Origin of the sequence: Luteibacter mycovicinus (genome assembly GCF_000745235.1) — a bacterium.
In the GTDB taxonomy this organism is placed as follows: Bacteria; Pseudomonadota; Gammaproteobacteria; order Xanthomonadales; family Rhodanobacteraceae; genus Luteibacter; species Luteibacter mycovicinus.
This window is the reverse complement of sequence record NZ_JQNL01000001.1, coordinates 3,121,717-3,134,699: the sequence shown is the minus strand read 5'-3', so window position 1 is coordinate 3,134,699 and position 12,983 is coordinate 3,121,717. Positions and strand designations below refer to the sequence as shown.

The 12,983-nt window shown below is 66.7% G+C and carries 13 protein-coding genes; 9 read left to right on the top strand and 4 right to left on the bottom strand.

The window, feature by feature from the left end; all coding sequences use genetic code 11:
• Window positions 1-17: 17 nt before the first annotated feature.
• The 3 genes from FA85_RS13715 to FA85_RS13705 all read left to right on the top strand — a co-directional run bounded on the left by FA85_RS13715 (window position 18) and on the right by FA85_RS13705 (window position 3,108).
• Complete coding sequence (locus FA85_RS13715) at window positions 18-788, top strand: DUF3298 and DUF4163 domain-containing protein (protein WP_036115931.1); 771 nt, start codon at window positions 18-20, stop codon at window positions 786-788.
• Window positions 788-1,270 (top strand): DUF456 domain-containing protein, encoded by a 483-nt coding sequence (locus tag FA85_RS13710; protein ID WP_036115934.1) that lies wholly within the window; start codon window positions 788-790, stop codon window positions 1,268-1,270. The genes FA85_RS13715 and FA85_RS13710 overlap by 1 nt, the downstream gene beginning before the upstream one ends.
• Before the next feature lie 71 nt (window positions 1,271-1,341).
• The gene (locus FA85_RS13705) at window positions 1,342-3,108 is read left to right on the top strand and encodes a DUF885 domain-containing protein (RefSeq protein WP_036115935.1); all 1,767 of its coding nucleotides are present in this window, start codon (window positions 1,342-1,344) and stop codon (window positions 3,106-3,108) included.
• Between the two features lie 99 nt (window positions 3,109-3,207).
• On the opposite strand, the gene trhA is transcribed toward FA85_RS13705, so the two are convergent.
• Window positions 3,208-3,873, bottom strand: a complete 666-nt coding sequence (gene trhA, locus FA85_RS13700) for a PAQR family membrane homeostasis protein TrhA (protein ID WP_036115938.1) — start codon at window positions 3,871-3,873, stop codon at window positions 3,208-3,210.
• A gap of 111 nt (window positions 3,874-3,984) precedes the next feature.
• On the opposite strand from trhA, the gene FA85_RS21010 reads away from it, so the two are divergent.
• Both FA85_RS21010 and FA85_RS13690 read left to right on the top strand, forming a co-directional pair.
• Window positions 3,985-4,812, top strand: coding sequence for a universal stress protein (locus tag FA85_RS21010; protein WP_051943977.1), 828 nt, complete (start codon window positions 3,985-3,987; stop codon window positions 4,810-4,812).
• Between the two features lie 161 nt (window positions 4,813-4,973).
• Window positions 4,974-5,642, top strand: coding sequence for an energy transducer TonB (locus FA85_RS13690; RefSeq protein ID WP_036115941.1), 669 nt, complete (start codon window positions 4,974-4,976; stop codon window positions 5,640-5,642).
• Window positions 5,643-5,684: 42 nt separating this feature from the next.
• Here FA85_RS13690 and FA85_RS13685 read toward each other — a convergent pair whose 3' ends face one another.
• Window positions 5,685-5,978: a hypothetical protein gene (locus FA85_RS13685; RefSeq protein WP_036115944.1), complete on the bottom strand. Its 294-nt coding sequence runs from the start codon at window positions 5,976-5,978 to the stop codon at window positions 5,685-5,687.
• Window positions 5,979-6,141: 163 nt separating this feature from the next.
• On the opposite strand from FA85_RS13685, the gene FA85_RS13680 reads away from it, so the two are divergent.
• Both FA85_RS13680 and FA85_RS13675 read left to right on the top strand, forming a co-directional pair.
• The gene (locus FA85_RS13680; RefSeq protein WP_036115946.1) at window positions 6,142-6,720 is read left to right on the top strand and encodes a cysteine dioxygenase; all 579 of its coding nucleotides are present in this window, start codon (window positions 6,142-6,144) and stop codon (window positions 6,718-6,720) included.
• 46 nt (window positions 6,721-6,766) lie between these two features.
• A complete protein-coding gene (locus FA85_RS13675; RefSeq protein WP_036115948.1) occupies window positions 6,767-8,134 on the top strand; it encodes an FAD/NAD(P)-binding protein in 1,368 nt (455 codons plus the stop codon).
• Between the two features lie 160 nt (window positions 8,135-8,294).
• Here the strand turns inward: FA85_RS13675 and FA85_RS13670 are convergent, their stop codons facing one another.
• Window positions 8,295-9,308, bottom strand: coding sequence for a zinc-binding alcohol dehydrogenase family protein (locus FA85_RS13670; RefSeq protein WP_036115951.1), 1,014 nt, complete (start codon window positions 9,306-9,308; stop codon window positions 8,295-8,297).
• A gap of 22 nt (window positions 9,309-9,330) precedes the next feature.
• Window positions 9,331-10,515, bottom strand: coding sequence for an MFS transporter (locus FA85_RS13665; RefSeq protein WP_036118385.1), 1,185 nt, complete (start codon window positions 10,513-10,515; stop codon window positions 9,331-9,333).
• 115 nt (window positions 10,516-10,630) lie between these two features.
• Between FA85_RS13665 and cls the strand changes: the two genes are divergently transcribed.
• On the top strand, window positions 10,631-12,052 hold the full coding sequence (gene cls, locus FA85_RS13660; protein WP_036115954.1) for a cardiolipin synthase: 1,422 nt from the start codon (window positions 10,631-10,633) through the stop codon (window positions 12,050-12,052).
• Between the two features lie 152 nt (window positions 12,053-12,204).
• Window positions 12,205-12,966, top strand: coding sequence for a carboxylesterase family protein (locus tag FA85_RS13655; protein ID WP_036115955.1), 762 nt, complete (start codon window positions 12,205-12,207; stop codon window positions 12,964-12,966).
• Window positions 12,967-12,983 lie beyond the last annotated feature (17 nt).

Here is a 12,983-nt window from a genome sequence, read left to right as displayed (position 1 = left end):
CAGGGAGAGAATGCCGAATGTTGTCGCGACACATCCTGTCGCTGTGTCTTGTCGCCGTCGGACTCGCCGCCTGCCAGGATGGCGCGGACCGTTCGAACGTCGGGAAGATGCCATCGCCATCCAGAGCGACCGCGCACAAGGATACCCAATCCAGCCAGGAAGGCCTCTACACGATGGAAGTGAAACTTCCCCAGCTGCCTACGTCGGCCGCGCCCTTGCGCGCCACGATCGAGCGCTACGTGGAGCGGCAGAAACGCGCCTTCCTCGACAGCCTGGATGCCCCGGGTGCCCGCGAGCAGGCGAAAGAGCTGCCCTGGGACCTCAACCTGGACATCGCGGTCGCGGCTCGCACCGATCGCTTCATCAACGTGCAGGTCGACGGCTCCGCCTTCACCGGCGGCGCTCACCCCGCGCCCATCGTCGACAGCTTCACCTACGACCTGCGGAAGCGGCGCGTCGTGGGCATTCGCGAGCTGTTCGACGATGCGCACGCGGCGGAGGGCGCATTCGCCACCGAGGCCCGGCGCCAGCTGCTGACCGCGCTGGACGATCAGGACGACCCGCTGTCTTCGGACAGCCAGCAGATCGACGCGGGTACGGCGCCGGACAAGGATCACTACCGCGTGTTCACCCTCCTCACGGGGCCCGACGACAAGGTGCACGGGCTGACCTTCATCTTCCCGCCGTATCAGGTCGCGCCGTATTCGGCAGGGCCACAGGCGATCGATGTATCCAGCGACGCGTTTTCGGCCTATCTGAAACCCGAATACAGAGAGGCTTTCCGCTGATGGACCTGTTCCTCTACCTGCTCGCCGCCGCCCTGATCGTTGGGGGCGTGGCGGGCGCGGTGCTGCCGATCCTGCCTGGCATCCCCATGATCTTCGGCGGCATCTGGCTCGCCGCCGCCGTGGACGATTACCAGCACCTGGGCGGGGGCTGGCTGGTGGCGATCGGCATCGTCGGCGCTGTGGGGGTCGCGCTGGACTTCGTCTCCGCCTCGCTGGGGGCAAAGAAAATCGGCGCCAGTCCGCGCGCCTTGTGGGGCGCGGGCATCGGCACGACCGTCGGGATGTTTTTCGGCCTGCCCGGCTTGCTGCTTGGCCCCTTTCTGGGCGCCGTGGCGGGCGAGTTGTGGTCGGGCAAGAGCGTGCTGCGCTCGGCCCATGTCGGTGTCAGCACCTGGTTCGGCATGTTGCTGGGCATCATCGCCAAGGCCGTGCTGTCGTTTCTGATGCTGGGAATGGCTGCCCTCGCCCTGCTCTTCAGCTGACCGCCGAAAGGCACATTGGCGGCCCCGACCCGCAAAGGCTAGTCTCGCCGGACTTCACCGGGGAGACACGCATGTTCAGACGACTGACCCTAGCGGCCGCGATCACGTTCGCGGTCGGCACCCTTCACGCCGAAACCGCGCCGCCGGCCTGGATCGCGCGCAGCAACGCCGATGCCCAACCGCTGCTGGACCTCACCGCCCGCTTCAGCCCCGAGTCCGCCACGGACATCGGCCTGAAAGGCTACGACGAGAAGACCGCCGATCTCGGGCCCGACGTGGACAAGCGCCAGCGTGCCGCGCTGGTCGAGGTGCGTCAGCAGGTCGCCAGACGCCTCGCCGAGGAGAAGGACCCCAACGTCAGCCAGGACCTGCAGATCCTGGCCAAGCAGATCGACGGCAACATCGAGGGTATCGATCTCAACGACAAGTATCTGCTGCCCTGGTTCGACGCCGGGCAGATGATCTTCAGCGGTGAGTTCTCTCTGCTGAACGCGCAGAGCACCCCGGAGCAGAATCAGGCCGCGCTGGGGCGGCTGAAGTGCTATGTCGGCATGGCGGCCGGTTGCACGCCACTGGTCGACCAGGCCAGGGCACGCACGACGGAGCGCCTGGGCGAAAAGGGCCTGCTCGGTCCGGTCAAGGCCGATGTCGAACAGAAGCTGGGCAACACGCAGCGCTATGTCGACGGCATCCGCAAGCTGTTCGCGGAGAAGAAAGTCGCCGGCAGCGACGAGGCGATGAACAAGCTCGACGCGCAGCTGAAGCAGTACAACGCGTGGGTGAAGAAGACGGTGCTGCCTCGCGCGCGTACCGACTTCCGCCTGCCCGAGCCGCTTTATGCGTACAACCTCAGGCAGGTCGGGCTCGACATCGCCCCGCGCGACCTGATCGGCCGCGCGCAGCTGGAATTCATGGAGACCACGTATGCGCTGCAGATGCTGGCGCCCGTCGTCGCCAAAGCCGAGGGTCTTCCCGATGGCGACTACCGCGACGTACTGAAAGCGCTGAAGAAAAAGCAGCTGGCGAAGGACAAGGTCGAGCCGGTGTATCACGAGGTACTGGGCAAGATCGAAAACACCATTCGCACGCAGCGCATCGTCGAATTGCCGAAGCGCCAGATGGCGATGCGCGTCGCCTCCGAAGCGGAGAATGCGCGCACACCCGCACCGCACATGGATCCGCCGCCCTTCGTCGGCAATACCGGCCAGCGTGGCACCTTCGTGCTGACCACCGGCAACCCACCGGCCGACGGCGACGCGACGCAGACCTACGACGACTTCACCTTCGAGGCGGCGGCATGGACGCTCACCGCGCATGAAGGACGGCCAGGCCACGAGCTGCAGTTCGCCGCGATGGTGGAACAGGGTGTATCGCTGACGCGCAGCATGTTCGCCTTCAACAGCGTCAACGTCGAGGGCTGGGCGCTGTATTCCGAAGCGGAGATGATGCCGTACGAGCCGCCGGCGGGTCAGTTCATCGCGCTGCAGTTCCGCCTGTTGCGTGCGGCGCGGGCGTTCCTGGATCCGATGCTCAACCTGGGCCTGGTGTCGCGCGATCGTGCGCACGACATCCTCGTGCACGACGTCGGCTTGTCCGAACCGATGGCCCGGCAGGAGCTTGATCGTTACACGCTCAATTCACCGGGGCAGGCGACGGCTTATTTCTACGGCTATACGCGCATCCTGCAGTTGCGCGCGGAGACGCAGACGAAGCTGGGCGACAAGTTCGACCGCAAGGCCTTCAATGATTTCCTGATCGCGCAGGGACTGTTGCCGCCAGACCTGCTGGCTGACGCCGTGCGTACGCGGTTCGTGCCGGCCGTATTGAATAAAAAATGACCGCCGCAAGGCGGTAACTACCTGTAGGAGCGCGCCTTGCGCGCGATGTTTTGGTGTCGCACGCGAGGCGCGCTCCTACAGATCGGCGGCCGGGACCGTTCAATGCCCCGGGGCATCCGGAATCACATAAAGCAGGATCGCCAGGTAGTGCAGCACACTGCCAGCGAGCACGAACACGTGCCAGATCGCATGGTGGTACGGCATCTTCCGCGCCATGTAGAACGGCACGCCGCCGGTGTAGCAGAGGCCGCCGGCCAGAAGCAGCAGAAGGCCGCCTGTCGGCACATTGGCACGCAGCGGTTCGATCGCCACCACGGCCACCCAGCCCATCGCCACGTACATCGCGACGGCCGCCTTCCGATAGCGTTTCAGCAGACCGAGCTCGGCGAGACTGCCGATGATCGCGACGCTCCAGATCGTCACCAACAGCCCCCAACCCCAGGCACCCGGGAGCGCCAATAACGTAAACGGGGTGTACGTGCCGGCGATCAGCAGGAAAATCGCGATGTGGTCGCAGGTGCGCAGGACGCGCTTCGCCATCGAACCTGGGATCGCGTGATACAGCGTGGACGCCGCGTAAAGCAGGATCAGGGAGCCACCGAATACCGAGCTGGCCACCACGGCCCGCGTGCCGCCGTACATGGCCGAGAACGCCACGAGCACGGCAAGCCCCGCGATGCTGAGCACGAGCCCGATCGCGTGGATCACGCTGCTGGCGACTTCTTCACCGAGGGGATAGCGCGGCTCTGCGCTGTCGAAGGACATGGGCTTTTCCGGAATACGTCGAACCCCGAGGGTAACCGATCCGGGGCGTTATTGAGAAAAGGTCGCAACTGGGACATTGACCGCACCGCCCCCGTCGTTGTTCCATGGGCCATGACCCTCGAACTGCTCGTGCATATCGCCCGACTTCCGCCGCAAGGCGCCGGCCTGCGTGCGGCCCTCAGTCTGGCGGCACGAATCGGTTCACGGCTCGACGCGCTGCACGTGGTCGACCTTCCCGCCGCCGCCTTCACGGTGCCGGAAGCCGTACCGATGCAGCTGGACGCGGTGCGCCAGCGCGCCACCGATGCAAAAGCGGTGTCGGGCGACTGGGCGACGCTCATGGCAGCCCGCGGTCTGAAGGGAAACTGGCGCGTCGGCAACGGCGACACGGTCACCCTGCTTACGCACGCGGCGGCGGGTTACGACCTGCTGGTGATGGAGCGTTCTTCGACGATGCGTGGCGATGCGCCGGTGGGTTTCGGTATCGTCTCGCGCACGGTGTTCGGTTCCAGTCGTGGCGTGCTGGTGGTCCCCGAGGCGGCGCCGGTGGAAACGCTGGGGGAGCACGTGCTGATCGCCTGGAGCGGCAGTCGCGAATCGGCACTGGCGGTGCGATCGTCGTTGCCCCTGCTGCGCAAGGCCGCACGCGTAACCGTCATCGACGGCAGCCGCGATGAAGACCTCGGGACCTGCGCGTTGCCCGACACCGACATCTGTGGCTGGCTCGACACGCACGGGGTGAAGGCCGAGGTGCGGCGTCTCGATGAAGGTGCACGTCCATCGCCGGGTCCCGCACTGCTCGAAACCGCGCATGCGGAAAAGGCCGATTTGATCGTGATGGGGGCCTGGGGACGGTCGCGGCTGTCGGAGATGGTCCTGGGAGGGACGACCCGGTATCTGTTCATGCAGTCGGATGTGCCCATGCTGGTAGCGCACTGATTGCGTCACCGCTAACCGGTATAGCCATCCAGACGTCCGCTATTGCAACTTCCCGCGAAGCCTGCCTAATCTGCCATCGGACCTGAACACGATCCCCGCCAGTCCCCGCTGGCCGTGTTCCCGACCGCGCTGCTCCTTCCCCCCATCGCAGGAGGTGGCTCATGTCGTTCGCTCGTCCGCACGTCCTTGCCGGAGTGCATCCGGATACCGTCCGCATCGTCGCGATGAGCGCGGCGATCGCCCTCAACGCCGCCGCGCTCATCGCCGTCATGCGGCCGATGGTGGCGGATATCGCCACGGCGCCCCTCGTCCAGGAACCCATACGTCTCATCGAGCACCTGACGGAGCCGACGCCGGTTCCGCCGCCGCCGATCGATCTCAAGCCGTTGCCGGTCAGACCGCCCCATCCGGTGACGACCGTGACCCGGCATGTCGAAAGCCCGCCCGTGCAGACGGCGGTGCCGACGGATGAGGGAACGGCGCCCATGGTGCCTCCGGCGCCCGTTCAGGTCGCTCCCGTCTCACCACCCGCTGTCCAGCCGGCGCCCGTCGAGGCCACGCTGGCTTATGTCTCGGCGCCCGCGCCGACCTACCCGCGCGCCGCTATTCAAGGCCGCATGCACGGCACGGTGACCCTGCGCGTACTGGTGGACGAAAGCGGTAAGCCGCTGGACGTGGTGATCGAGAGCAGCAGCGGCCATCCCGTGCTCGACAAGGCGGCACGCGATCAGGTGCTGGCGAAGTGGCACTTCCAGCCGGCTCAGCAGAACGGCCAGAAGGTTCAGGCCTGGGCGCGCATCCCAATCAGCTTCGACCTCAGGAATCTCTGAGGTCAAGGCGAGGGGAGCGACGCCCGTCGCTCCCCTTCATGCTCAACGCGAGGCGGGCATCACCACCACGTCCGGGCGACGGCGGGTGGCGCGTGCGACGGCCCAGACGATCAGCGCCAGCGCGGCGACCGGCAACAGCACCGGGATCAGGGCCAGGGCGACCATCGGAGCGACAAGGAGCAAGGCCAGCCCACCGATGGCGGCACCGATCAGACTGGCGAACACGCTGAAAACGCCGCCGATGATGCCGAAGACCAGCTTCAGCACCGCGCCGATGAGGGCGAATACCAGCCAGAAGCCGGCGGCCATTACGACAAGCGAGGTCAGGACGATCATGGCGTTGCACTCCGTGGAAGGCCGCCCGGTGGGCGGGTTCATGGCCTTGGATGCACGTACGGAATCGAAGGTTTAAAGCGTCAGTCGAAAGCGCGGGGTTACGAGGGTTTAACGGACGCCATGCTCCACTTCCCGCCAGTCGATTCTTGGGACGGCCCAGCACATGGGTAAGCGTTTTTCCATCGTCAGGGCCTTGCGCGACATCGCGTTCGACCTGTCGGATGTGGGGCACCCGGATCTCGCCTCCATGGGGCGGGAGGTCGGTCGTGCGCTCCACGCACACAGTAATGCGCTGACCGATCTGCTCGGCCCGCTGCGCGAACGCCGGAAGGGCTTCGAGCGGTGGATCCTGGCCGAGCGGTCGAAGCCGGCGGTCAGCGTGATGATCATGGTCTGGCCGCCCGGCTACGCCACGCCCGTGCACGATCACGGCGGGTTGTGGGGCCTCGAGGCCACCATCTCGGGCGCACTCGAGGTCGAATCGTTTGAAAAGGGCGAGGACCGGCATTCGCTTCGCAGTATCGGCCGCACCTGGCTGGGCCCGGGCGACGCGACCTGGTTCGACTCGACGGACACCCATGCCCATCGCTGCCGCAATTTGTCGCGGCATGACACGGCCCTCACGCTTCACGTGTACGGTGGCGATCTGGCACAGTACCTCGCGTATGAGCAGCCCGGTCCTTCGGGACACTGGATCGCACGACCGAGGCAATCGATCATCGCGGGACGCCTGACGGCCTGACGGTCTACGGCCCTCCACCCCAGCCATCGGGCGAAGGACCAAAAGCATGTTTCATAAAGTCGCCATCATCGGCGGTGGCGCTGCAGCGGCGACGCTGGTAAGTGAGTTGCTGGAGCGGCGTACGCCCCAGCCCTTGCATCTGGACTGGTATGCCGGCGCGCCGGATGCCGGGCGCGGTGTCGCCTACGGCACGCCCTCCGGGCGTCATCTGCTCAACGTCCGCGCGGCGTCCATGGGCATGTTCGTCAGCAAACCCGGCGGTTTTCTCGAGTACGCCCAGGGTCTCGACCCGAAGGTGAAAGGCTCCGACTTCCTGCCGCGCAGGCTGTACGGCGATTTCCTGCGCTCGCGCGTCGAGCAGGCGGTCATGAATGCCCGTTCGTTCGGGCACGATATCAACGTGCATCCGTTCGAAGCCGACTCACTGGTGCCCTCGTCCGAAGGCGTCACCATCGGCTTCGGCGATGAAACGTCGCGCGCGGACGCGGCGGTGCTGGCGATCGGCTCCCTGCCCCCGCGCCCCCTCGCGGGCGTGGAAGACGCCGCGATCGCCAGCGGTCGTTACGTGACGGATCCCTGGCCGTTCATGGCCGCGGCGCAGGACGACGACCGTCCGTTGCGCGTGCTGGTGATCGGCCTCGGCCTGACCGCGGTGGACGTCCTGCTGGAGCTGTCGGCGCATTGGCCGAAGGCGCACTTCACCGCTCTGTCGCGCCACGGCAAGCTGCCCGAGCCGCACCTGGCCGCCGCGTCGGCGCCCACGGATGACGGCACCGAACTCATCGAAGCCATGCGGGACGATCCCAACGTCCGTGCCTGGCTGCGCCGCCTGCGCGAAGCCACGGCCGGCGCGGAAGACTGGCGCACGGTCGTCGACGGCATGCGTCCGCATACCCAGGGTCTGTGGCGCGAGCTACCTGCCGCCGAGCGTGCCCGCTTCCTGCGTCATGCGCGCTGGGCATGGGAACGTGCACGCCATCGCATGCCGCCGCAGGTGGCCGCGTCGGTGGCGAAGCTCGAAGCCGAGGGCCGTTTCGAGCGCGGCCGCGGTCGCATGCGCGCGGTGAGGTTGTCGCAGGAAGGCAACCTGGATGTCGTGCGCGCCCTGCCAGGCGGTGGCGAATCCACGGAGTCTTACGATCTGGTCATCCAGACCGTCGGCCTGAATACCGACACTCAGCGCACGGAGCATCGTCTCGTGCGCCAGCTGGTGGTCGACGGGCTCGTCCAGCCCGATCCGCTGGGCATGGGCCTCCGCGCCGTGCCTGACGGCCACCTGCTCGATGGCAACGGCAAGGCGCGCGCCAACCTGTTCGCCATCGGGAGCATGCTGCGCGGGACGCTGTGGGAGTCCACCGCCATCCCGGAAATCCGCAAGCAGGCGCAGAACGTCGCCACCATGCTAATCGACTAAATGTAGGAGCGCGCCTTGCGCGCGACAGGGGGGTGCCCTGCGCGCAACAGGGAGTGTTCTGCGTCGCCGCCTTGTTGGCTTTTCGCGCGCGGGGCGCGCTCCTACGCGCGCGCGGGGGGCACGCTCATGCGCGCTCGAGGGGGCGCGCTCCTGCCGGTTGTCAGAATCCTTCCAGGACAATTTTTCCGATCGCCTTGCCGCTCTCGAGCAAAGCGTGCGCGCGACGCAGGTTGTCCGCATTCACCGTGCCCAGGTTCTCTCGCACGGTGGTGCGGATGACGCCCGCGTCGACCAGATTGGCCACCTCGTCGAGGATGCGACCCTGCTCGGCCATGTCGTCGGTGCGATACATCGACCGCGCGTACATGAACTCCCAGTACAACGAGAGGCTCTTGCGCTTCATCAGGCGTACGTCGATCGCCTCGGCCGGGTCGTCGATCAGGCCGAGTTTGCCCTGCGGCTTGAGCACGTCGACCAGCGCGGCATAGTGCTTCTCGGTGGCGGTCAGGCTGAGCACGTAGTCGACGCCCTCCGGAGCGACCGCGCGCACTTCGTCGGCCAGCGGCTTCGAGTGGTCCACCACGTGATGCGCACCCATCGACTCGACCCACGCACGCGTCTCGGGGCGCGATGCGGTACCGATCACCGTCAGGCCGGTGAGCCGGCGGGCCAGCTGCACCGCGATGGAGCCCACACCGCCGGCGGCGCCGACGACCAGCAGGGTCGCGGGGCGGCCCGTCGTGCCATGTGGGATGCCCATGTGATCGAACATCAGCTCCCACGCGGTCAGTGCCGTGAGCGGAAGTGCCGCCGCCTCGGCCATAGAAAACGTCGACGGCTTGCGGCCGACGATGCGTTCGTCGACCACGTGCAGCGCGCTGTTGCCACCGGGACGCTCCAGCTCGCCCGCGTACCAGACGCTGTCGCCCACCTTGAACCGAGTGACCTCGTCGCCGACCGCCATCACCGTACCGGCGACATCCCAGCCAAGGACCTTGTCGGCACCGGCGGGGTCGACGTTGCGGCGGATCTTGGTATCCACCGGATTGACCGAGACGGCCTCGACCCTGACCAGCAAATCGCGGGCGCCCGGCGAGGGGTCCGGCAGCTCGACATCCAGCAGGCTTTGCGTATCGGCGACGGGCAGCGACTTGCGGTAGACGACGGCTTTCATGCGTTACTCCTGGGAACGGGTATCAGGTGCCTGCGGGCACCGCCGGTGAGGCGCGGCGCTCCAGGGCGACACTGACCATCGTAGCAAGCAGCCCCGTGACGGTAACCGCAGCGCCCGCCAGACTTACCGTCGGCATCGGGAACCCGGCGGCCAGCACCGCGCCGCCAAGCCATGCGCCGCCGGCGTTACCGAGGTTGAACGCGGCGATATTGAGCGTCGAGGCGAGGTTGGGCGCATCGCCCGCCACATGCACCACGCGGGATTGCAGCGGCGCCACGGTGGCGAACGCGGCGATCCCCCAGACGAATACGGTGACGATGGCGCCCACGGTCGAATGCATCGTCCAGGCGAACACCGCCAGCAGCAGCGACAACACCACGAGGATGCCGATCAGCGACGGCATCAGTTTCCAGTCCGCCAGACGCCCGCCGAGCATGTTGCCGATCGTCGTGCCCAGACCGAACAGCACCAGCACCGCTCCCGTCCAGTGCGGGCTCACGTGCGATTCCTGTTGCAGGATCGGCGCGATATAGGTGAACACGGTGAAGACGCCGCCGAAACCGAGCACGGTCATCGCCAGGGCGATCAGTACCTGCGGTTCGCGCAGTACGCGAAGCTCGCGCGCCATGTTCGGGGCCTTGAGGTGGGGCAGCGCCGGGACCAGCCGGGCCACCGCGATCGTCGCGATCACTCCGAGCACCGTCACCGCCCAGAAGGTCGAGCGCCAGCCCGCCCACTGGCCCAGAAACGTACCGAAGGGAACGCCGAGCACGTTCGCAAGGGTCAGGCCGGCGAACATCAAAGCGATGGCTCGCGACCGCTGGTTGGCCGGCACGAGATGGGCAGCCACGATGGCGCCGATTCCGAAGAACGAGCCGTGGCAGAACGCGGCGACCACGCGGGCACCCATCAGCACCTCGTAATTCGGAGCGATGGCGCAGAGCAGGTTGCCGAGGATGAACAGGCCCATCAACAGCAGCAGAGCGCGCTTGCGTTCCAGCTTCGCCGTCAGCGCGGCCAGCAGGGGGGCGCCGACCGCCACGCCGAGGGCGTACCCGGAGACCAGCATGCCGGCCTCCGGGATGCCTACTTTCAGGTCGGCGGCGACTTCGGGCAGCAGGCCCATGATCACGAACTCGGTGGTACCGATGGCGAACGCGGCCACCGCAAGTGCCAGCAAAGGCAGGCGGGACGAAGAGGCATGCATGGGACGGGCTCGATGGAAAGCGATGACGTCCATTGTCCTCGCGAGCCATTCGTGTAAAAACACTCAACCGCGACAAACACTGTTGTCGCAAACTGGAAAGTGGAGACCCCGGCGCATGATCGCCACGCTCATCGCCATCGCCGCGCTATGCCTGCATGCCGCGGGCGTGCTCGCCGCCATGCACGCGGTCATGAACGCCCGCACGGCGCAGGGCGCCTTCGCGTGGGTGCTCGGGCTGGTCCTCGTTCCCTACGTCACGCTGGTGCCTTATCTGTTTCTCGGCGCCAGCCACTTCGGCGGCTACGTCGACCTGCATCGCCAGCGTCAGGCGCGCTTCTTCATGCTGCACGAAGAAGCCGCGCATCCGGGCCACACCGGCCTGCTCGCGCCGTCGGTCCCGGTACACGACGACCGCTACGACGCGATCGGGCGGATGATCAACAGCGCGATGCACGGGGGGCACGCCCTGGCCCTGCATATCGACGGGGAAGCCGCCTTCACCGCCATGTTCGCCGCCATCGCCCGGGCCGAGCGCTACGTGCTGGTGCAGTTCTTCATCATTCACGACGACGTTCTGGGCCGTCGACTGCGCGACGCGTTGCTCGAGCGCGCCGCGGCGGGCGTGCAGGTCTGCCTGCTTTATGACGGCATCGGCAGCCATGCCCTGCCCGACCGCTATGTGGAATCGCTGCGCTCGGGCGGTGTCGAGGTCCGTCGCTTCGCCACGCGACGCTGGCGCAACCGCTTCCAGCTCAACTTCCGCAATCACCGCAAGGTACTCGTGGTCGATGGCGAGCGTGGTTTCGTCGGCGGGCTCAACGCGGGTGACGAGTACCTTGGCGCGAACCCGCCGCTATCACCCTGGCGCGATACGCATATGCAGATCGAGGGGCCCGCCGTGGCCGATCTGCAGCGCGTGTTCGCCGAAGACTGGTACTGGGTCACCGGGGAACGCCCTCCCTCGCTGCCGCCGCCGGAGCGGTGCGGCCGTGCGTCGACGATGATCGTGGCGACCGGGCCCGCGGACCGGCAGGAGAGCTGCTCGCTGTTCTTCACCCAGGTCATTCATGCGGCGCGGCGGCGCGTATGGATCACCACGCCTTACTTCGTGCCGGACCCGTCCGTATTCGCCGCGTTACGGCTTGCCGTGTTCCGCGGGGTGGACGTGCGCATCCTGATTCCCAGCCGGCCGGACCACCGCACGGTGTTCATGGCGAGCACGCTGTATGCGCACGAGGCGATCGTCGCCGGTATTCGCATGTTTCGTTACCAGCCCGGCTTCGTCCATCAGAAGGTGATGCTGATCGACGAGGACACGGCGGTGGTGGGCAGCATGAACCTGGATAACCGAAGTTTCCGGCTGAACTTCGAGATTGCGGCGCTGAATGTCGATGAGGCGTTCGCGGGTGAGGTCGAAGCCATGCTGGAAGCGGATTTCGCGAAGTCCGACGAGGTCAATGCCAATGACTACCGGCGGCTGTCGTACCTGCGGCGGGTGGCCTTGCATGTGGCCCGGCTGTTCGATCCGGTGCTCTAACGGGCACGCATGCGACCGACGGCCCTGTCTCCCTTCGCCTGTAGGAGCGCGCCTTGCGCGCGACACCTTTTCGCGAGAGCCTTGAGAGACAACGCAAGAACATGTCGCGCACAGGGCGCGCTCCTACATTGGTACCCGACGGGATTCAGTCCATGCTCCGCACCCTCGCCTTCCTCACCGCCATGACCGCCGTCGGCGCCTCCGCCGCGCCCGCGCAGTTCGTCGAGCGCAGCGTCGACGTCGCCGGCAAGACCTACCGTTATCAGGTCTTCGTCCCCGCCGACATCAAGCCCCACCCGGCCGTCGTGCTGTTCCTGCATGGCAGCGGCGAGCGCGGCAGCGACAACCAGAAGCAGATGTCGCAAGGCCTGCCGCCGTGGCTGAAGCAGCACATGGATTTTCCGGCGGTGGTCGTGATGCCCCAGGCCCCGGACGATACCGCCTGGACCGACAAGGCCGATGCCGACATGGCGATGGCGGCGATGGAAAAGAGCATCAGCGAGTTCCATGGCGACCGTAAGCACCTCTACCTGACCGGCCTTTCGATGGGCGGCTTCGGCTCATGGCAGCTGGCGGTGGATCATCCCGGGACGTTCGCCGCGGCGGCGATCATCTGTGGCGGAGTGACGCCGCTGGAAGGCGAAGGCCAGCGCCTTTACGTGCACGGTGTACCGGCGGGCACCGATCCGTCGGCGTGGGTCGCACAGAAGATCGGCAAGCTGCCGGTGTGGATTTTCCACGGTGGCGACGACAACGTCGTGCCGACCGAGCAGTCGCGCAAGATGAATGCGGCGCTGCTCGCGCGGAAGGCCGAGGTGAAGTACAGCGAGTTCCCGGGGGTGAATCATGGCTCGTGGGAAAAGGCGTATGCGACGCCGGAGCTGTGGAGCTGGATGTTTGGGCATGCGCGCTGACGGCATTCACGCGTGTC

Excerpts from the sequence above, each read along its gene's own strand:
- FA85_RS13715 (WP_036115931.1), top strand. The coding sequence starts at position 18 with ATGTTGTCGCGACACATCCTGTCGCTGTGTCTTGTCGCCGTCGGACTC.
- FA85_RS13710 (WP_036115934.1), top strand. The coding sequence starts at position 788 with ATGGACCTGTTCCTCTACCTGCTCGCCGCCGCCCTGATCGTTGGGGGC.
- FA85_RS13705 (WP_036115935.1), top strand. The coding sequence starts at position 1,342 with ATGTTCAGACGACTGACCCTAGCGGCCGCGATCACGTTCGCGGTCGGC.
- trhA (WP_036115938.1), bottom strand. The coding sequence starts at position 3,873 with ATGTCCTTCGACAGCGCAGAGCCGCGCTATCCCCTCGGTGAAGAAGTC.
- FA85_RS21010 (WP_051943977.1), top strand. The coding sequence starts at position 3,985 with ATGACCCTCGAACTGCTCGTGCATATCGCCCGACTTCCGCCGCAAGGC.
- FA85_RS13690 (WP_036115941.1), top strand. The coding sequence starts at position 4,974 with ATGTCGTTCGCTCGTCCGCACGTCCTTGCCGGAGTGCATCCGGATACC.
- FA85_RS13685 (WP_036115944.1), bottom strand. The coding sequence starts at position 5,978 with ATGATCGTCCTGACCTCGCTTGTCGTAATGGCCGCCGGCTTCTGGCTG.
- FA85_RS13680 (WP_036115946.1), top strand. The coding sequence starts at position 6,142 with ATGGGTAAGCGTTTTTCCATCGTCAGGGCCTTGCGCGACATCGCGTTC.
- FA85_RS13675 (WP_036115948.1), top strand. The coding sequence starts at position 6,767 with ATGTTTCATAAAGTCGCCATCATCGGCGGTGGCGCTGCAGCGGCGACG.
- FA85_RS13670 (WP_036115951.1), bottom strand. The coding sequence starts at position 9,308 with ATGAAAGCCGTCGTCTACCGCAAGTCGCTGCCCGTCGCCGATACGCAA.
- FA85_RS13665 (WP_036118385.1), bottom strand. The coding sequence starts at position 10,515 with ATGCATGCCTCTTCGTCCCGCCTGCCTTTGCTGGCACTTGCGGTGGCC.
- cls (WP_036115954.1), top strand. The coding sequence starts at position 10,631 with ATGATCGCCACGCTCATCGCCATCGCCGCGCTATGCCTGCATGCCGCG.
- FA85_RS13655 (WP_036115955.1), top strand. The coding sequence starts at position 12,205 with ATGCTCCGCACCCTCGCCTTCCTCACCGCCATGACCGCCGTCGGCGCC.